Origin of the sequence: Xenorhabdus mauleonii (genome assembly GCF_900113945.1) — a bacterium.
Lineage (GTDB): Bacteria > Pseudomonadota > Gammaproteobacteria > Enterobacterales > Enterobacteriaceae > Xenorhabdus > Xenorhabdus mauleonii.
This window is the reverse complement of record NZ_FORG01000001.1, coordinates 340146-359194: the sequence shown is the minus strand read 5'-3', so window position 1 is coordinate 359194 and position 19049 is coordinate 340146. Positions and strand designations below refer to the sequence as shown.

Here is a 19049-nt window from a genome sequence, read left to right as displayed (position 1 = left end):
TAAATTGCGTGTAAATAACGCATATGATGTTGCCCTCCACAATTTTGAAATAAATATGAAATCGGTGGAGGGCATAAAGAATGAAAAATGATAAATTGCCTACTGCTAAAAAAGACGAAGCCTGTTTCTAAATAAAGGAACCTTTAAAAACTGATATTCAGTTTTTAAAGGTTCCTTGAAGGGTAGGAAAGCCCAAATTAAAGAACATGCATTAAGCACGTCCAAATGAACCTTTTACCAACACCGCTATTAAGCGGTATTTGTTAACCACGGCGAAAACTAAGGCTTTTAAAGCTTAAGGGATCACAATGCAGAACGGCGCAATGAAGGACTGGCTGGACTCAAGCTTTCTGGCTGGTGCAAACCAGTCTTACATAGAGCAAATCTATGAAGACTATATAACCGATCCTAATTCTGTTGATGCAAGTTGGAGAGAAATTTTCCAACAATTACCGAATGTAGGACTTAGCGAGGAACAACTTCACTCTCAGACACGTGATTATTTCCGTCGTCTGGCAAAAGATACCACACGTTACCACACTTCAGTCAGCGATCCAGCAATGGATGCAAAGCAAGTCAAAGTACTTCAGCTTATCAACGCATTCCGCTTCCGCGGACATCAACATGCAAATCTAGATCCATTGGGATTATGGAAACAGGAACCTGTACCGGATCTCGATCCTGTTTTCCATAATTTAACAGCGACTGACTTCGAAGAAACGTTTAATGTGGGCTCTTTTGCCATTGGTAAAGAGACGATGAAATTGGCTGATCTGTATGACGCACTGAAACGCATTTATTGCGGCTCAATTGGTGCGGAATATATGCATATCACCAATACGGAAGAAAAGCGTTGGATTCAGCAACGTCTGGAATCTGTGGTAGTCAGCTCTCAATTCAATGCAGAAGAAAAGCGTCGCTTCTTGAAAGAGTTAACATCGGCTGAAGGTCTGGAGCGCTATTTAGGTGCTAAATTCCCTGGAGCGAAACGTTTCTCTTTGGAAGGTGATGATGCACTTATCCCAATGCTGAAAGAATTGGTACGACACGCAGGTAAACAAGACACCCGTGAAGTTGTACTGGGAATGGCTCACCGTGGGCGCCTGAATGTTCTGGTCAATTTATTGGGTAAAAAACCTGCTGATCTGTTTGATGAATTCGCAGGTAAGCATAAAGAACATCTGGGTACCGGTGATGTTAAGTACCACCAAGGTTTCTCTTCCGATTTTGAAACGGAAGGCGGTTTAGTACATTTGGCCCTGGCCTTTAACCCATCCCACCTTGAAATTGTCAGCCCGGTTGTCATTGGTTCTGTTCGTGCCCGTCGTGATCGTCTTGATGAAGGTCGCAGTAACATGGTTCTGCCAGTCACCATACATGGTGATGCTGCAGTAACAGGTCAGGGGATTGTTCAGGAAACACTGAACATGTCTCAGGCTCGTGGTTATGAAGTTGGTGGCACAATTCGCATCGTAGTTAACAACCAGATTGGTTTTACAACTTCTAATCCGAAAGATTCACGTTCAACACAATATTGTACTGATATTGTGAAAATGGTTCAGGCACCGATTTTCCACGTTAATGCGGATGATCCAGAAGCTGTGGCATTTGTCACTCGTCTGGCGCTTGATTTCCGTAACACCTTCAAACGTGATGTTATGATCGATTTGGTTGGTTATCGTCGCCACGGCCATAACGAAGCTGATGAGCCAAGTGCAACTCAGCCACTGATGTACCAGCAAATCAAAAAACAGCCAACAGCTCGCAAAATCTATGCAGATAAACTGATAACCGAAGGTTTAATGTCTGCCAATGATGTTACTGAGATGGCTAACCTGTATCGTGATGCTTTGGATCATGGTGAATGTGTTGTTGATGAATGGCGTCCAATGGGTCTGCATTCATTCACATGGGAACCTTACCTGAATCACGATTGGGATCAGGACTATCCACATAAAGTGGAGATGAAACGTCTGCAAGATCTCGGTAAACGTATCAGCGATATTCCTGCTGCAATAGAAATGCACTCACGCGTTGCGAAAATTTATGGCGACCGTGCAGAAATGGCCAATGGCAATAAACTGCTCGATTGGGGTGGCGCAGAAACACTGGCATACGCGACCTTGGTTGATGAAGGCATTCCAGTGCGTCTTTCTGGTGAAGATGCAGGGCGTGGTACTTTCTTCCACCGTCATGCTGTTATTCACAACCAAATTGATGCTTCTGTTTATGTACCATTGGCAAATATTCACAATGGTCAAGGTGCATTTAGAGTATGGGACTCTGTGCTTTCAGAGGAAGCTGTACTGGCATTTGAATACGGCTATGCAACAACAGAGCCGCGCGCCCTGACAATTTGGGAAGCCCAGTTTGGTGACTTTGCCAACGTGGCTCAGGTTGTGATTGACCAATTCATCAGTTCCGGCGAACAGAAATGGGGCCGCATGTGTGGTCTGGTCATGTTGCTGCCACACGGCTATGAAGGGCAAGGGCCAGAGCACTCATCCGCACGTTTGGAACGTTACCTGCAACTGTGTGCAGAGCAAAACATGCAGGTTTGCGTGCCTTCAACTCCGGCTCAGGTTTATCACATGCTGCGCCGTCAGGCTCTGCGTGGTATGCGCCGTCCGCTTATCGTTATGTCACCTAAGTCACTGCTGCGTCATCCATTGGCTGTATCCAGTCTGGATGAATTGGCTGACGGTAAATTTGAACCCGTCATTGGTGAAATCGATAACCTGGATCCAAAAGGCGTTAAACGCGTTGTGCTGTGCTCCGGTAAAGTTTATTACGATCTGCTGGAACAGCGTCGTAAGAATGAACAAACCAATGTCGCTATCGTGCGTATCGAGCAGCTGTATCCATTCCCACGTCAGCACTTGCAAGCTCAACTTGAAAAATTCGCCCATGTTCATGATTTTGTCTGGTGTCAGGAAGAGCCATTGAACCAAGGGGCTTGGTATTGTAGTCAGCATAATTTCCGTGAAGCTATCCCATTCGGGGCATCTTTACGTTATGCAGGTCGTCCGGCATCTGCATCCCCTGCTGTGGGATATACGTCTGTTCACCAGAAGCAACAGCAAGCACTGGTTGATGACGCACTGAACGTTGAATAAATAAGGATAGAAAATGAGTAGCGTAGAAATTCTGGTTCCAGACCTTCCTGAATCTGTTGCGGATGCCACAGTTGCAACATGGCATAAAAAACCAGGTGACACTATTGAGCGTGATGAAGTTCTGGTTGAAATTGAGACTGATAAAGTTGTTCTGGAAGTTCCTGCAAGTGAAGCAGGTGTTCTGGAAGCGATTGTGGAAGAAGAAGGGGCCACAGTATTGTCCAAACAATTGCTCGGTCGCATTCGTTTGGGTGACAACACTGGCAAGCCAGCTGATGTAAAAGAAAAAACAGAAGCAACTCCAGCGCAGCGCCAGACGGCTTCTTTGGAAGAAGATAGCAACGACGCACTTAGCCCAGCAGTTCGCCGCCTGATTGCAGAGCACGACGTAGATCCAGCTGCAATTAAAGGCAGTGGCGTTGGTGGACGCATTGTTCGTGAAGATGTTGAAAAATACATCGCAGAGAATAAAAAAGAAAGCAACAAGCCTGCTGCATCAGCACCTGTGGCACAACAATCTGCACTGCCACATCGCAGCGAAAAACGTGTACCGATGACACGTTTGCGTAAGCGTGTTGCAGAGCGTCTGTTGGAAGCGAAAAACAATACAGCAATGTTGACGACTTTCAATGAAGTTAACATGAAGCCAATTCAGGAATTGCGTAAGCAGTATGGCGATGCGTTTGAAAAACGTCATGGCATGCGTTTGGGCTTTATGTCTTTCTATGTGAAAGCTGTCGTTGAAGCGCTGAAACGTTATCCAGAAGTTAACGCTTCCATTGATGGCACTGACGTGGTTTACCACAACTATTTTGATATCAGCATTGCGGTATCTACACCTCGTGGTCTGGTTACACCAGTATTGCGTGATGCAGATGCACTGAGCATGGCTGAAATCGAGAAAAACATCAAAGAGCTGGCTATCAAAGGCCGCGACGGTAAACTGACTGTTGAAGAACTCACCGGCGGTAATTTCACTATTACCAATGGCGGTGTATTCGGCTCTCTGATGTCCACCCCGATCATTAACCCACCACAAAGTGCGATCCTTGGCATGCATGCCATCAAAGATCGCCCAATGGCAGTAAATGGTCAGGTTGAGATCCTCCCGATGATGTATCTGGCACTGTCTTATGACCACCGTCTGATTGACGGACGTGAGTCTGTAGGCTTCCTGGTGACCATCAAAGAAATGCTGGAAGATCCAACACGTTTGTTGCTGGATGTATAGCATCACTATCGGCGGAACGTGTTGAAATCCGCCAAGTCTGAAGTAGTACGACGTTGATGTAAGAATGTATATGCAGGCCAGCCCCTTTGGGGCTGGTCATATCCAGAGCAACAAGATTATACCTTATCGATTTCTCGATGCCGCGTGGCGGCAACGTGAAAGATGACAGGTATAGAAGGTAATTTACCTTTCTTAGATTAAATTATGGATAGAACATCATGAATTTACACGAGTATCAGGCAAAACAACTTTTTGCACGGTATGGTTTACCAGCACCAGCTGGTTATGCTTGTACCACTCCGCGCGAAGCAGAAGAAGCAGCATCAAAGATTGGTTCAGGCCCTTGGGTCGTTAAATGTCAGGTTCATGCAGGCGGCCGCGGTAAGGCTGGTGGCGTGAAAGTCGTCAACAGCAAGGAAGATATCCGTGCTTTTGCCGAACAATGGCTGGGTAAACGACTGGTAACTTACCAGACAGATGCACAGGGTCAGCCTGTTCATCAGATCTTGGTAGAAGGTGCAACCGATATTGCCAAAGAGCTGTATCTTGGCGCTGTTGTTGATCGTGGTACACGTCGTGTAGTATTCATGGCCTCTACTGAAGGTGGCGTCGAAATAGAAAAAGTGGCGGAAGAAACGCCCGAGCTAATTCATAAAGCAATCATCGACCCACTGACTGGCCCTATGCCGTATCAAGGCCGTGAATTAGCATTCAAACTCGGTTTGACTGGTAAGCAAGTTGGCCAATTCACCAAAATTTTCCTGGGATTAGCAAACTTGTTCCTGGAGCGTGATTTGGCAATGGTTGAAATCAACCCGCTGGTTATCACGACTCAAGGTGAACTCGTCTGTTTGGATGGGAAATTGGGTGCAGATGGCAACGCTATGTTCCGTCAGGCCGAATTGCGTGAAATGCACGATCCTTCACAAGAAGATCCACGTGAAGCCCAGGCTGCACAATGGGAACTGAATTACGTTGCTTTGGATGGCAACATCGGATGTATGGTGAATGGTGCTGGTTTGGCAATGGGAACTATGGACATTGTTAAACTGCATGGCGGCGCACCGGCAAACTTCCTTGATGTAGGTGGTGGTGCGACAAAAGAGCGTGTTACTGAAGCATTCAAGATCATCTTGTCTGATGAAAATGTTAAAGCTGTTTTTGTGAACATCTTTGGTGGTATCGTCCGTTGTGACCTGATTGCTGACGGTATTATTGGTGCGGTGGAAGAAGTGGGTGTTAACGTACCAGTAGTCGTTCGTCTGGAAGGAAATAATGCTGAGCTGGGTGCTAAAAAACTGGCTGACAGTGGTTTGAACATCATTGCCGCAACCAGTTTGACAGACGCAGCTAAACAGGCAGTCGCAGCAGCAGCGGGGAACAAATAATGTCTATTTTAATCGATAAAAACACCAAAGTGATTTGTCAGGGTTTCACTGGCAGCCAAGGTTCGTTCCACTCTGAACAAGCGATTGCTTACGGCACTCAAATGGTTGGTGGCGTAACTCCAGGTAAAGGTGGCACTGAGCATTTGGGGCTGCCAGTATTCAATACTGTGCGTGAAGCCGTTGAAGCTACTGGTGCGACTGCTTCTGTCATCTATGTTCCGGCTCCATTCTGTAAAGATTCTATTCTGGAAGCGATTGATGCAGGCATTAAGCTTATCATCACTATTACAGAAGGTATCCCGACACTTGATATGCTGACAGTGAAGGTGAAACTGGATCAAGCAGGCGTTCGTATGATTGGCCCTAACTGCCCGGGTGTTATTACTCCTGATGAATGTAAGATTGGCATTATGCCTGGCCACATTCATAAAGCAGGTAAAGTCGGTATCGTATCCCGTTCTGGCACATTGACTTATGAAGCGGTTAAACAGACTACTGATGCCGGTTTAGGTCAGTCTACTTGTGTTGGTATTGGTGGTGACCCAATCCCAGGCTCAAACTTTATCGATATTCTGAAACTGTTCCAAGAAGATCCACAGACTGAAGCGATTGTAATGATCGGTGAAATCGGTGGTACAGCGGAAGAAGAAGCCGCAGCTTATATCAAAGATCACGTGACTAAACCTGTCGTTGCTTACATTGCGGGTGTAACAGCACCTAAAGGCAAACGTATGGGTCATGCTGGAGCAATTATCGCTGGTGGTAAAGGTACGGCAGATGAGAAATTTGCTGCACTGGAAGCCGCAGGTGTGAAGACTGTTCGTAGTCTTGCTGACATTGGCGATGCAGTAAAAGAGCTGCTGGTGTAATCTGTTCCAAAGTAAGTTGTTTTTATGAAAAAAGGCCGCCCAAGGGCGGCCTTTTATTTTTATTTATAGTGTTAACAGTGGGTTAGTTAATTTATTTAAAGAGTTATTTTTAAATTTAATTGAACTGGCTTTAGAAACTCTATTTATTTTATGAATTTAAATTTCATTATAGAAAAAATATATTTTTTTGGGGAATGAAAACGAAAAGTTAATTTTTAAATGAGTTTTACAGCAAAAGATAAATTAAAAGGCATTACAGATAACAAATTATTAACACATAATATACGATAATGAAATAATAGCTGAAATGATTAACAAGTCGCATGAAAAATTGATTAAAATCAAATTATTAACGTGAAATAAGTTCGCTAAACACAAGAAAATTGATCTAATATATATAGATATTAGGCTGAACATTTATGGCATTGTTGACCTATATTCAGAATTCTAAGCTGAATCACGTAAAATTTATTTATTGTGTGGGAATATAGGCGTAATATTATTGTGGTATCTACTGAGTTTTTGATTTAGTTAATAATTAATTATTTTGTTTTAGGCATTTATTGCTGGTAGTTACGAGGCTTTCATTTTGCAAAGTCGGGTTGCCGCAAGTCGGTGTCTTCCTGCTAGGAGCAAGGAGTCAAGATGTTTGATATTGTCGAACTGTCACGATTACAGTTTGCCTTAACTGCTATGTATCATTTCCTGTTCGTACCATTGACGCTCGGTATGGCGTTTTTGCTTGCGATTATGGAAACGGTATATGTCCTGTCTGGCAAACAGATATACAAAGATATGACAAAATTCTGGGGTAAGTTATTTGGTATTAACTTTGCTCTGGGTGTCGCAACGGGTTTGACTATGGAGTTCCAATTCGGGACTAACTGGTCATATTTCTCACACTATGTTGGTGATATTTTTGGTGCACCGCTGGCTATCGAAGGTTTGATGGCTTTCTTCCTTGAATCCACATTTGTCGGCTTATTTTTCTTCGGATGGGATCGTCTGAGCAAGAAACAGCACTTGGCGGTTACCTGGCTGGTTGCATTAGGCTCTAACTTCTCTGCACTGTGGATTCTGGTTGCGAATGGCTGGATGCAAAACCCGATTGCATCTGATTTCAACTTCGAAACCATGCGAATGGAAATGGTGAGCTTCAGCGAACTGGTACTGAACCCAGTAGCACAGGTGAAATTTGTTCACACTGTTGCGGCGGGCTACGTTACAGGCGCTGTTTTTGTATTGGGTATCAGCTCTTACTACCTGCTTAAAGCGCGTGACGTTGCATTTGCTAAACGTTCTTTCGCAGTTGCTGCAAGTTTTGGTATGGCTGCAATCCTGTCTGTTATCGTACTGGGTGATGAATCCGGGTATGAAATGGGGGATGTGCAGAAAACCAAACTGGCTGCGATTGAGGCAGAATGGGAAACACAACCACCTCCAGCGTCATTCACACTGATTGGTATTCCTGATCAAGACAAGATGGAAAATAAATACTCCATCCAAATTCCTTACGTTTTAGGTTTGATAGCTACTCGTTCCACAGATACGCCAGTCATTGGTCTGCGTGATCTGATGGGCCAGCATGAGCAACGTATCCGTAACGGCATCAAGGCATATGAATTATTGGAAGAACTGCGTTCAGGCAATACTGATCCTAACGTCCGCAGTGCATTCAATGAGAGCAAGAAAGACCTTGGTTACGGCATGCTCGTTAAGCGTTATACCGAAAATGTCACTGATGCAACCGAAGCACAAATTGAAGCTGCAACTAAAGATTCTATCCCACGTGTAGCGCCGCTCTATTTCGCATTCCGCATCATGGTTGCCGCAGGTTTCCTCATGTTGCTGGTTATCGGCCTGTCATTCTTGAGCGTTATCCGCAATCGCATCGGTCAGTATAGATGGCTACTGAAAGCAGCTCTGTTCAGCATTCCGTTGCCATGGATTGCCGTTGAAGCAGGGTGGTTTGTTGCTGAATATGGCCGCCAGCCATGGGCGATTGGTGAAGTTCTGCCAACGGCTGTTGCAACTTCGACACGCAGCGTCGGCGATCTGATTTTCTCAATGGCGCTGATTTGTGGCCTATATACCTTGTTCTTGATTGCAGAAATGTTCCTGATGTTCAAATTTGCCCGCCTTGGCCCGAGCAGCCTTAAGACCGGACGTTATCACTTTGAACAAAAAACAGCTTCTTCAGCGAACAATAATAAGTAAGCAGGAGTCCACTTATGCTTGATTATGATGTATTACGATTTATATGGTGGCTGCTGATTGGTGTGTTGCTGATCGGTTTCACAGTAACTGATGGTTTTGATATGGGAGTCGGTATCCTGCTAAAAATCATCGGCAAAAATGATACTGAACGCCGCATCATGATTAACTCAGTTGCCCCACACTGGGATGGTAACCAAGTCTGGTTAATCACTGCGGGAGGCGCTTTGTTTGCAGCATGGCCAATGGTATATGCTGCGGCTTTCTCCGGCTTTTATGTGGCAATGATCTTGGTCCTGGCAGCACTGTTTTTCCGTCCGGTCGGTTTTGATTATCGTTCAAAATTGGAAAGCAGCAGATGGCGCAATATGTGGGATTGGGGGCTGGTTATCGGCAGCTTCGTCCCTGCATTGGTTATCGGTGTTGCATTCGGAAACTTACTGCAAGGCGTGCCATTGGCAGTAGATACATACTTACGTGTATCTTATGAAGGTTCGTTCTTTGGTCTGCTGAACCCTTATGGCTTGTTGGCGGGTGTCATTAGCTTGATGATGATCGTGACGCAAGGGGCAACTTATCTGCAAATGCGTACAGTGGGCGAATTGCATCTTCGTTCCCGCACTGCGACCCATATTTGTGCTGCGATAACCGGATTGGCTTTTCTGCTGGCCGGGGTATGGTTGATTTATGGCATCGACGGTTATGTTGTCACCGGTGGTTTGGATGTTAATGGGCCGTCTAATCCATTGCATAAAGAAGTCGTTCAGCAGGCTGGTGCATGGCTGACTAACTTCAACAACTATCCTGCATTGTGGGCAATACCAGCATTGGGCGTGCTTCTCCCTCTGCTGACAATGTTGGCAACGCGTTTGGATAAAGGTGCCTGGGCATTCTTATTCTCATCATTGACCGTCGCTTGCATTATTTTGACTTCAGGTATTGCCATGTTCCCGTTTGTGATGCCATCAAGTCTCGATCCTAATGTTAGCTTGACTATATGGGATGCGACATCCAGCCAGTGGACGTTGCAAATCATGTTCGTTGTTGCGCTTATCTTTGTTCCTATCGTTCTGTCTTACACCATTTGGTGTTACTACAAAACCTTTGGGCGTTTGGATAAGAACTACATTGAAAACAACAAACAATCACTGTACTAAGGAGCATAGGCATGTGGTATTTTGCTTGGATTCTCGGCACGCTCTTAGCTTGTAGCTTTGCTATCATTGCAGCTTTGGCACTTGAGCATAATGAATCAAAAAACAGCGATTGAGAGTGACAAAAAATAATGTTGGCTGATAAATGCTACCAACTTATGGATAAAGGCCTGTTGAGGGCCTTTATCCTCATAATGGCCTTGGCGCTTGCGTCATGCGTATTTTGGGACCCTGCCCGTTTTGCTGCCAACACGAGTTCATTGCAGATGTGGCAAGGGTTTTTATTGATTTGGGCGGTTTGTTCTGGCGTGACTTTTGGTGTTGGTTTTCATCCTAATCGTGTTATGTGGCGCCTATTTTTTCATCCATTACCTGCACTTTTTATTCTTCTTTTTGGCTTATATCATTTCTTTAAGTAAACTAATTATAATTTTATAGGTTGTTGGCCTATAAAATTTTTTTACTAACGGGTCATTCCAAAGCGCTATTGTCTTGAGTATAGTGGCAGCGTCAATTCGCCTAATTAGGATTATATGAGTAATATGTTGTTCCGTTGGCCTATCCGTGTTTACTACGAAGACACTGATGCTAGTGGTGTGGTCTACCATGCACGATATTTGGTCTTTTACGAAAGAGCTCGTACAGAGATGCTGCGTGCAAAAGGCTTTCACCAACAGTATATGCTGGATGAGCAAGTTGGCTTTGTTGTTAGCCGCATGACTATTGACTACCGGAAACCGGCAAAACTGGATGATCAGCTGGTTGTGGAAAGCGAAGTTACGAATATTCGTGGCGCTTCTCTGACATTTATTCAACGAATTGTTGATAGTAATGGCATCGTTGTCAGCAGCGCAGAATGTTTAGTTGTCTGTGTTAATTCATCTCAAATGAAGCCTATTGCGCTTCCAAAGTCTATTGTCGCGGAGTTTAAGCAGTGACTGACATGAACATCCTTGATTTATTCCTTAAGGCAGGCTTTTTAGTGCAGCTAATCATGTTGATCTTGATTGGCTTTTCTATTGCTTCCTGGGCAATCATCATTCAACGAACCAAAATCCTTAACGCGGCAAGTCGTGAGGCAGAAGCATTTGAGGACAAATTTTGGTCGGGCATTGAATTATCTCGTCTATATAAAGAAAGTCAGTCACGCCGTGATTCATTAAGTGGCACTGAGCAGATTTTCCATTCTGGTTTTAAAGAATTTGCGCGTTTGCATCAGGCAAATAGCCATGCTCCGGAAGCTGTCATTACAGGCGCTTCGCGTGCAATGCGCATTTCAGTGAATCGTGAGCTGGAAGCATTGGAAAATCATATCCCATTTCTGGGAACCGTGGGATCAATCAGCCCTTATATTGGTTTGTTCGGTACGGTTTGGGGGATCATGCATGCCTTTATTGCATTGGGTGCGGTGAAGCAGGCCACATTACAAATGGTTGCCCCCGGTATTGCTGAGGCGCTGATTGCAACAGCCATTGGTCTTTTCGCAGCAATTCCTGCGGTGATGGCATATAACCGCCTGAACCAGCGTGTCAATAAATTAGAACAAATCTACGATAACTTTATGGAAGAGTTTTTAGCCATTCTGCATCGTCAGGCTTTTGCTTCTAATACTGATAAGTCGTAACGAATAGTAAGGGGAAATCAGCGAATGGCGCGCACTCGTAGTCGCAGACGTGAGCTAAAATCCGAGATCAATATCGTTCCCTTGCTGGACGTGTTGCTGGTGTTATTGCTTATTTTTATGGCAACAGCACCGATTATCACGCAAAGCGTTGAAGTCGATTTACCTGATTCGGTGGATTCAAAAACAGTCTCTACCACTGATAATCCGCCAGTTATTGTCGAGGTTGCTGGAATAGGGCAGTACAACATGGTTGTTAATCAGGAACGGCTGGAATTATTGCCTGAACAACAAATTGTTGCTGAAGCCCAGACCTTGATGAAAGACAACCCTAAAACAGTTTTCTTGATTGGTGGTTCTAAGGAAGTTCCTTATGATGAAATTATCAAGGCACTGAATATGCTTCGTCAGGCAGGCGTGAAATCGGTGGGTTTGATGACCCAGCCTATCTGAGCCTAACGGTAGCTATCACTTAACGTTTTTGGATGTCGAGAGTGGGAAAGACAAACGAACAAAACAACAAGTTGAATCGTGCCATTATCATTTCGGTAATTTTGCACATTATCCTGATCGGTTTTCTGATTTGGGGTTCTTTAGTGCAAAAAACAGAAATGGGCGGCGGCGGTGAGAATGGCTCTGTCATTGATGCGGTGATGGTCGATCCGAATGCGGTAGTTCAACAATATAATCAGAAGCAGCAGCAAGAAGCCAATGCAAAATTAGCTGAGCAACAACGAAAGAAAAAAGCTGAGCAGCAAGCGGCAGAATTGCGAACAAAACAGGCAGAAGAGCAAGAACGCCTGAAAGCGGCTGAAGAAGAACGGATTAAAGCACAGCAGGCGGCTGAGACTCAGAAAAAACAAGCAGATGCAGCAGCGGCTAAAGCCCGTGAAGAGCAGAAAAGAGCAGAAGAGGCTGCTGCAAAAGCTGTGGCAGAAAAAGAGAAAATTTTAAAAGAGCAGGCTGAAGCTCGACAAAAAGCAGAAGCCCAGGCAAAGAAAGAGGCTGAGGAAGCGGTTAAACGTAAAGCGGCAGCTGAGGCTAAAGCTAAAGCGGAATCAGACGCTAAGGCTAAAGCCGCTGCGGAAGCTAAAGTACAAGCCGAAGCGAAAGCCAAGGCAGAAGCTGAGGCCAAAGCTAAAGCAGACGCCGAGGCAAAAGCAGAAGCCAAGGCAAAAGCTAAGGCGAAGGCTGAGGATGCAAAACAGTCTCAAACGGTTGACGATTTATTAGGTGGATTGACATCCAATGCGCCTAAGCAGGGTGGTGCAACGGCCGCAGGAAGAGGCGGCGGCAAGAAAAGCGGCGCTTCTGAATCGGATATCAATAATTACAAAGGGCAAATTCAGGCTGCAATCCAGAGTAAGTTTCTCGATCCAAACCTGTATATCGGCCGCACTTGTGATTTGGCGATAAGGCTGGCATCAGATGGGCTGCTCATTGATATCAAAGCAAAATCGGGAGACCCTGCATTATGTCAGGCAGCGCTTGCCGCCGCTAATCAGGCAAAGATGCCGCGTCCACCAAGCAAAGAGATTTATGAGCACTTTAAGAATTTCACTCTAGAATTTAAGCCTCAGGTAAGGTAAATATCTGCTGTGTAAACCTTATTTGCTGGTTTAATTGTCGAATGATTTATATGAACAAACAAAATTATTAGATTTTATTTAGGTATCTAGTTTTGTTTGTTTGCGTTTGTTAGAATCCGGCGGATTATTGCGGGCAGATAAAAAATCGCGATAAGGGAGAGATGATGAAGCAAACTTTTGAACAAATGTTTAAACAGAAGTTTAGAATAATACTGGGCTTTCTGATGATGTGGGCTGCACTTGCCCATGCGGAAGTTCGTATTGAAATTACACAGGGTGTTGATTCTGCCCGTCCAATTGGGGTTGTTCCATTTAAATGGACTGGTGAAGGCAATGCGCCTGAAGATATGAGTGGTATTATCGCTGCGGATTTGAGAAATAGTGGGAAATTCAGTCCCATTGATTCTACCCGCATGCCACAGCAGCCGACGACTGCATCAGAGGTAACCCCTGCTGCATGGTCTGCCCTTGGCATTGACGCTGTTGTTATCGGGCGCATTCAACCAAGTGCAGATGGTAAATATTTGGTATCGTATCAACTTGTTGATACCGCAGCTGCTCCAGGAACAATATTGGAACAAAATCAGTTTCCAATAGAGAAAAAATGGTTGCGATATGCTGCACATACAGTCAGTGATCAGGTTTTTGAAAAACTGACAGGCATTAAAGGTGCGTTTCGTACCCGTATTGCTTATGTGGTCACACATGGCACAGAGACTAAATATCCATACGAATTATATGTCTCTGATTATGACGGTTATAACCAAACTCGGGTATATCGTTCGCCGCAGCCATTGATGTCGCCAGCATGGTCACCTGATGGTTCTCAATTGGCTTATGTTACATTTGAAAGCGGTCGTTCTGCGCTGGTTATTCAGAACTTGGCAACAAGGGCTATTCGCCAAGTTGCTTCATTCCCCCGTCACAATGGCGCACCAGCATTTTCCCCGGACGGGACTAAACTGGCCTATGTGTTATCGAAAACGGGGAGTTTGAATCTTTATGTGATGGATTTAGCCTCTGGCCAAACCCGTCAAATTACTGATGGCCGCAGTAATAATACTGAGCCAAGTTGGATGCCGGATAGTCAGACTTTGGTCTACACCTCAGATCAGGGCGGTCGTCCACAGCTTTATAAAATAGATATTAATGGCGGTGCTCCACAACGCCTAACTTGGGAAGGATCACAAAACCAAGATGCAGATGTTAGCCCAGACGGTAGTTTTGTCGTGATGGTTAGCTCGGCAAATGGCAGTCAGCACATCGCCAAACAGGATCTAGCAACGGGATCTGTCCAAATTTTGACGGATACGTTTCTGGATGAAACGCCGAGTATCGCACCTAATGGCACTATGGTGATTTATAGCTCCACTCAAGGGTGGGGAACTGTATTGCAGCTAGTTTCGACTGATGGGCGTTTCAAAGCGCGTCTTCCGGCAACCAATGGACAGGTAAAATCCCCTGCCTGGTCGCCGTATATGTGATGCATAATAATATGTATGGCAAACTATAAAAGGATCAAAGAGATGCAACTGAACAAAGTGCTAAAAGGGCTGATGTTAGCTTTACCAATCATGGCCGTAGCTGCGTGTAGTTCTAACAAAACTGGTAATAACGATCAGTCTGGTGTCAGCACTGTTGATAATTCTGCTCAAGCAGGTCTGTCTGCTGAAGAATTAGCACGTCAACAGATGCAACAGCTGCAAAATAACAATATCGTATACTTCGGTTTCGATAAATACGATATCAACAGCGAATTTGCTCAGATGTTGGATGCACACGCTGCATTCTTGCGCACCAACCCATCTGTTAAAGTAACTATCGAAGGTCATGCGGACGAACGTGGTACTCCAGAGTACAACATCGCTCTGGGTGAGCGTCGTGCAAACGCAGTGAAAATGTATCTGCAAGGCAAAGGCGTTTCTGCTGACCAGTTAGCTATCGTTTCTTATGGTAAAGAAAAACCAGCTGTACTTGGCCATGACGAAGCAGCATACGCGAAAAACCGTCGCGCTGTAATCGTATACTAAGAGTAATGCATGAACAGTAACTTCAGACATTATGTGTTGGGTCTGTCGTTATTGGTTGGCGTAGCGGCTCCTTGGGCCGCTACCGCCCGAGCGCCAATCAGTAATGTCGGCTCAGGCTCCACCGATGAGCGCCTCTCTCAATTAGAGCGTATTTCTGACGCTCATAGTCAACTATTAACCCAGCTTCAACAACAGCTTTCTGATTCTCAACGTGATATAGATTCGCTCCGTGGTCAAATTCAGGAGAATCAATATTTATTGAACCAGATTGTTGAACGGCAGAAAGACATTTATCTGCAACTGGATAAAATTACCAATCCATCAAGCGCAGACAATGCTGACAGTAAAGATTCTGGCAATAACAGCGCTGCCCCTTCGGCACCAACCGCAAATAAGCAATCCGCTGCACCAGCGAGTACGGGAAGTGAAAAGGGTGATTATGATGCTGCTGTTTCTTTGGCGCTCAACACCAAAGAATATGATAAAGCGATCGCAGCATTTCAAAATTTCGTCAAAACCTATCCTAAGTCTAAGTATTTATCGAATGCCAATTATTGGTTGGGGCAATCGAATTACAACAAAGGGAAGAAAGACGACGCGGCTTTTTATTTTGCGACGGTTGTGAAAGACTATCCCAAGTCACAAAAAAGCAGTGATTCCCTGTATAAAATCGGTTTGATTATGCAGGAGAAGGGACAAAAAGATAAAGCCAAAGCCGTTTATCAACAAGTGGTGAAGCAGTACTCTGGTACTAATTCGGCAAAAATGGCCGAAAAGAAGCTTTCTGGGATGTAATAATTATCCCCGAAAGGTCATATAACGGTCTTTTCGGGGATGATTGAATGATTAGTAGTCGCTTAAACAACTTTTCTAAAATAAACGTTGCACCACGCTGAGAAATCAGTAATATAAGCCGCCGTTGGCAGGGATAACTGCCAAACAGATTTAAATGGGTCGTTAGCTCAGTCGGTAGAGCAGTTGACTTTTAATCAATTGGTCGCAGGTTCGAATCCTGCACGACCCACCATTTAAATCATCAAATTAAGCACTCCTTAAATGGGTCGTTAGCTCAGTCGGTAGAGCAGTTGACTTTTAATCAATTGGTCGCAGGTTCGAATCCTGCACGACCCACCATTTAAATCATCAAATTAAGCACTCCTTAAATAAGTCGTTAACTCAATCGGCAGCGCTGTTGATTTTTCATCAATGGGCCGCAGGTTCGAGCCGAGCGAAGCGAGACAACGATGCATTCGCATCGGCCCGAAGGGTGAGGCCAAAGGCTGAATCATCTTGCACGACCCACCATTTAAATCCCCAATTAAGCATTCCTTAAATAAGTCGTTAACTCAATCGACAGCGCTGCTGATTTTTCATCAATGGGCCGCAGGTTCGAGCCGAGTGAAGCGAGACAACGATGTATTCACCGCTAATACCGGCTTAAGGTATTAAATTCCGTTATTCTCTTGTGAGTGACAATTCGGTGTAATGCTATTTTTTGGTTGTCTGGATATATACCTGTTATATCGATCACTTGATGTTTCCAAATCCCTAAAAAATTTTAATAAAACAATTATCTGCTACGATCTTAATTAATAACAACCCAATGCCATTGCGTTGATAATACGTGGCTGTTTTAAAAATTAAGCATCATTGATATTTACCTGTAAATCCGTTATCTTGTTTAGCATGTTAAACGGCATGAAATAAAATAACTAATTAATCGCGTGATTCTACGTTTATTGTGTTGGTATACTAAACATCACTCATGGTAAGGATAAGAAAGCATGGATTTTTTCAGCATTAAAAAAATATTAGTGCATATCCCGTTAGGGATTGACGGTTACGATCTTTCATATATTGAAGCAATTGGGACGATAGCAGGTTTATTATGTATCTGGCTCGCCAGCCAAGAAAAAACCATTAATTATCTATTTGGATTAATTAATGTCACATTATTTGCCGTAATCTTCTTTCAAATCCAACTCTACGCCAGCCTTATCCTACAAATCTTTTTCTTTGCCGCTAATGTCTATGGCTGGTATGCCTGGAGCCGAGTGGACGAGCAAAAACAGATAAAACTGAAAATCCGCTGGCTTAAACCCAAACAGATGATCATCGTTGCGGCGATATCCATTCTGAGCATATTAATCATGACGTTCAACATCGACCAAATATTTGCTTACATGGCAGAAATTGTGGTGGTTGCTTTGCAAGGTGTCGGATTCAATATCACCATGCCGGCATTAGAGCCAGATGCATTTCCATTCTGGGATTCGGTTGTGATGGTACTATCGATAGTTGCAATGATATTGATGACCCGTAAACACGTAGAGAATTGGTTGATATGGTTAATCATCAATGTTGTCAGCGTCGTGCTTTTTTACCTTCAAGGTGTTTTGGCAATGTCGTTGCAATATATTATTCTGACCGGCATTGCATTGAATGGTTTTCGCTTGTGGATCAAGGCCGCTCAACATAACAATGAACAGCAGTTAGAAGAAAATGAGAGTGTAAGCTAACATCATCAAGTGGTCATAGATAATCATTTTTACTGTGACCACTTATCCGGTTTATCTTCAAATATTCCCTTCTGATAAGTCCATTTATTTGAATTAACACTATTTTTACGTTTAATGTTTGTTTTGATAAAAAAAGTATCCCTTTTTTACCCACAAAGATTATTTACAGCACAACGTCTAACAGTTAGATTGAGATCACATAATTATCTTAAATAACTGTAAACACATGTAGGTGAAAGGACAATGAGCTACCAGAACGACGATATAAGAATAAGAAAAATAACAGAATTATTACCACCAGTTGCATTACTTGAAAAATTTCCTGCGACAGAAGATAGTGCTACGACTGTTCGTAAGGCTCGTGAATCTGTTCATAATATTTTAATTGGTGAAGATGATCGTTTATTGGTAGTGATTGGACCATGCTCAATTCATGACCCTGAAGCTGCATTGGAATATGCCGGGCGCTTGAATAAATTACGTGATGAATTGAAAGCGGATTTAGAAATCATCATGAGGGTTTATTTTGAAAAACCCCGCACAACTATCGGTTGGAAAGGACTAATTAACGATCCTAACATGGATTGCAGCTTTAATATCAACGAAGGTTTACGCACTGCCCGTAATCTATTGCTTGATATTAACAATTCCGGGTTACCGACTGCCGGCGAATTTCTGGATATGATCACTCCGCAGTATCTGGCTGATCTCATGAGCTGGGGAGCCATCGGAGCACGTACTACGGAATCTCAAGTGCATCGTGAATTGGCGTCCGGGCTTTCCTGCCCAGTAGGTTTCAAGAATGGGACAGATGGAACAATTAAAGTTGCTATTGATGCCATCAATTCAGCCAGCTCATCACACTGTTTCTTGTCTGTCACAAAATGGGGGCACTCTGCGATTGTCAATACAACAGGCAATCACGATTGTCATATCATTTTACGCGGTGGCAAAGAGCCTAATTACAGTGCCAAACATGTCAGTGAAGTTAAAGAGGGTTTGCTGAAAGCAAATGTTCCTCCCCGTGTCATGATTGATTTCAGCCATGCAAACAGCTTGAAACAGTTTAAAAAACAGATGGACGTCGGCGCAGATGTCTGTGAGCAAATTTCTGGCGGTGAGGAAGCAATCATTGGTGTTATGGTTGAAAGCAACTTGGTTGAAGGAAACCAGAATCTGGAGAGTGGTCAGCCTTTAGTTTATGGTCAAAGTGTGACAGATGCCTGTATTGGTTGGGAAGACACAGAACTGTTGCTTCGCCAGCTATCTCAGGCAGTCAAAAAGCGCAGAAGCTAATTCATTGTGGAAATACCATTAA

Annotated in this window: 17 protein-coding genes, 2 tRNA genes and 1 other RNA gene; all 20 read left to right on the top strand. The window is 44.1% G+C overall.

Going from position 1 to position 19049, the window contains the following annotated elements; genetic code table 11:
- Positions 1–308 precede the first annotated feature (308 nt).
- The 20 genes from sucA (at position 309) to aroG (ending at position 19027) form a co-directional block, all read left to right on the top strand.
- Positions 309–3116: a 2-oxoglutarate dehydrogenase E1 component gene (gene sucA / locus BM100_RS01470; protein WP_092507264.1), complete on the top strand. Its 2808-nt coding sequence runs from the start codon at positions 309–311 to the stop codon at positions 3114–3116.
- A 13-nt stretch (positions 3117–3129) separates the two neighbouring features.
- Entirely contained in the window at positions 3130–4347 is a 1218-nt protein-coding gene (odhB, locus tag BM100_RS01465) for a 2-oxoglutarate dehydrogenase complex dihydrolipoyllysine-residue succinyltransferase (protein WP_092507263.1), read from the top strand.
- A 218-nt stretch (positions 4348–4565) separates the two neighbouring features.
- Entirely contained in the window at positions 4566–5735 is a 1170-nt protein-coding gene (sucC, locus tag BM100_RS01460) for an ADP-forming succinate--CoA ligase subunit beta (protein ID WP_092507262.1), read from the top strand.
- The gene (gene sucD / locus BM100_RS01455) at positions 5735–6604 is read left to right on the top strand and encodes a succinate--CoA ligase subunit alpha (RefSeq protein ID WP_092507261.1); all 870 of its coding nucleotides are present in this window, start codon (positions 5735–5737) and stop codon (positions 6602–6604) included. Before sucC ends, sucD begins: the two co-directional genes overlap by 1 nt.
- A 645-nt stretch (positions 6605–7249) precedes the next feature.
- Entirely contained in the window at positions 7250–8821 is a 1572-nt protein-coding gene (cydA, locus tag BM100_RS01450) for a cytochrome ubiquinol oxidase subunit I (protein ID WP_092507260.1), read from the top strand.
- A 14-nt stretch (positions 8822–8835) separates the two neighbouring features.
- Positions 8836–9975 (top strand): cytochrome d ubiquinol oxidase subunit II, encoded by a 1140-nt coding sequence (gene cydB / locus BM100_RS01445; protein WP_092507259.1) that lies wholly within the window; start codon positions 8836–8838, stop codon positions 9973–9975.
- An 11-nt stretch (positions 9976–9986) separates the two neighbouring features.
- The gene (cydX, locus tag BM100_RS01440; RefSeq protein WP_092507258.1) at positions 9987–10088 is read left to right on the top strand and encodes a cytochrome bd-I oxidase subunit CydX; all 102 of its coding nucleotides are present in this window, start codon (positions 9987–9989) and stop codon (positions 10086–10088) included.
- Positions 10089–10103: 15 nt separating this feature from the next.
- On the top strand, positions 10104–10391 hold the full coding sequence (ybgE, locus tag BM100_RS01435; protein WP_092507257.1) for a cyd operon protein YbgE: 288 nt from the start codon (positions 10104–10106) through the stop codon (positions 10389–10391).
- 114 nt (positions 10392–10505) lie between these two features.
- Entirely contained in the window at positions 10506–10910 is a 405-nt protein-coding gene (ybgC, locus tag BM100_RS01430) for a tol-pal system-associated acyl-CoA thioesterase (RefSeq protein WP_092507256.1), read from the top strand.
- A complete protein-coding gene (gene tolQ / locus BM100_RS01425; RefSeq protein WP_092507255.1) occupies positions 10907–11596 on the top strand; it encodes a Tol-Pal system protein TolQ in 690 nt (229 codons plus the stop codon). The genes ybgC and tolQ overlap by 4 nt, the downstream gene beginning before the upstream one ends.
- A 24-nt stretch (positions 11597–11620) precedes the next feature.
- Positions 11621–12046, top strand: coding sequence for a colicin uptake protein TolR (tolR, locus tag BM100_RS01420; protein WP_092507254.1), 426 nt, complete (start codon positions 11621–11623; stop codon positions 12044–12046).
- A gap of 41 nt (positions 12047–12087) precedes the next feature.
- Positions 12088–13182, top strand: coding sequence for a cell envelope integrity protein TolA (gene tolA, locus BM100_RS01415; RefSeq protein WP_169924720.1), 1095 nt, complete (start codon positions 12088–12090; stop codon positions 13180–13182).
- A 185-nt stretch (positions 13183–13367) separates the two neighbouring features.
- On the top strand, positions 13368–14666 hold the full coding sequence (gene tolB, locus BM100_RS01410; RefSeq protein WP_092507328.1) for a Tol-Pal system beta propeller repeat protein TolB: 1299 nt from the start codon (positions 13368–13370) through the stop codon (positions 14664–14666).
- A 42-nt stretch (positions 14667–14708) separates the two neighbouring features.
- Positions 14709–15212 (top strand): peptidoglycan-associated lipoprotein Pal, encoded by a 504-nt coding sequence (pal, locus tag BM100_RS01405; protein WP_092507252.1) that lies wholly within the window; start codon positions 14709–14711, stop codon positions 15210–15212.
- 9 nt (positions 15213–15221) lie between these two features.
- Entirely contained in the window at positions 15222–16007 is a 786-nt protein-coding gene (cpoB, locus tag BM100_RS01400; RefSeq protein ID WP_092507251.1) for a cell division protein CpoB, read from the top strand.
- Positions 16008–16163: 156 nt separating this feature from the next.
- Positions 16164–16239 (top strand) — tRNA-Lys (locus tag BM100_RS01395).
- Between the two features lie 31 nt (positions 16240–16270).
- A tRNA-Lys gene (locus BM100_RS01390) sits at positions 16271–16346 on the top strand.
- Positions 16347–16384: 38 nt separating this feature from the next.
- Positions 16385–16517, top strand: a non-coding RNA gene (locus tag BM100_RS01385) — RtT sRNA.
- Between the two features lie 479 nt (positions 16518–16996).
- Positions 16997–17731, top strand: a complete 735-nt coding sequence (pnuC, locus tag BM100_RS01380; protein ID WP_092507250.1) for a nicotinamide riboside transporter PnuC — start codon at positions 16997–16999, stop codon at positions 17729–17731.
- Between the two features lie 243 nt (positions 17732–17974).
- Positions 17975–19027, top strand: a complete 1053-nt coding sequence (aroG, locus tag BM100_RS01375) for a 3-deoxy-7-phosphoheptulonate synthase AroG (RefSeq protein ID WP_092507249.1) — start codon at positions 17975–17977, stop codon at positions 19025–19027.
- The last annotated feature ends 22 nt before the right edge of the window (positions 19028–19049 follow it).

What these genes read in the sequence shown, in the direction of transcription:
- pnuC (WP_092507250.1), top strand. Translation starts at nt 16,997, where the DNA reads ATGGATTTTTTCAGCATTAAAAAAATATTAGTGCATATCCCGTTAGGG.
- ybgC (WP_092507256.1), top strand. Translation starts at nt 10,506, where the DNA reads ATGAGTAATATGTTGTTCCGTTGGCCTATCCGTGTTTACTACGAAGAC.
- sucA (WP_092507264.1), top strand. Translation starts at nt 309, where the DNA reads ATGCAGAACGGCGCAATGAAGGACTGGCTGGACTCAAGCTTTCTGGCT.
- sucC (WP_092507262.1), top strand. Translation starts at nt 4,566, where the DNA reads ATGAATTTACACGAGTATCAGGCAAAACAACTTTTTGCACGGTATGGT.
- tolB (WP_092507328.1), top strand. Translation starts at nt 13,368, where the DNA reads ATGTTTAAACAGAAGTTTAGAATAATACTGGGCTTTCTGATGATGTGG.
- sucD (WP_092507261.1), top strand. Translation starts at nt 5,735, where the DNA reads ATGTCTATTTTAATCGATAAAAACACCAAAGTGATTTGTCAGGGTTTC.
- cydA (WP_092507260.1), top strand. Translation starts at nt 7,250, where the DNA reads ATGTTTGATATTGTCGAACTGTCACGATTACAGTTTGCCTTAACTGCT.
- cydB (WP_092507259.1), top strand. Translation starts at nt 8,836, where the DNA reads ATGCTTGATTATGATGTATTACGATTTATATGGTGGCTGCTGATTGGT.
- pal (WP_092507252.1), top strand. Translation starts at nt 14,709, where the DNA reads ATGCAACTGAACAAAGTGCTAAAAGGGCTGATGTTAGCTTTACCAATC.
- tolR (WP_092507254.1), top strand. Translation starts at nt 11,621, where the DNA reads ATGGCGCGCACTCGTAGTCGCAGACGTGAGCTAAAATCCGAGATCAAT.
- ybgE (WP_092507257.1), top strand. Translation starts at nt 10,104, where the DNA reads ATGTTGGCTGATAAATGCTACCAACTTATGGATAAAGGCCTGTTGAGG.
- aroG (WP_092507249.1), top strand. Translation starts at nt 17,975, where the DNA reads ATGAGCTACCAGAACGACGATATAAGAATAAGAAAAATAACAGAATTA.
- cpoB (WP_092507251.1), top strand. Translation starts at nt 15,222, where the DNA reads ATGAACAGTAACTTCAGACATTATGTGTTGGGTCTGTCGTTATTGGTT.
- odhB (WP_092507263.1), top strand. Translation starts at nt 3,130, where the DNA reads ATGAGTAGCGTAGAAATTCTGGTTCCAGACCTTCCTGAATCTGTTGCG.
- cydX (WP_092507258.1), top strand. Translation starts at nt 9,987, where the DNA reads ATGTGGTATTTTGCTTGGATTCTCGGCACGCTCTTAGCTTGTAGCTTT.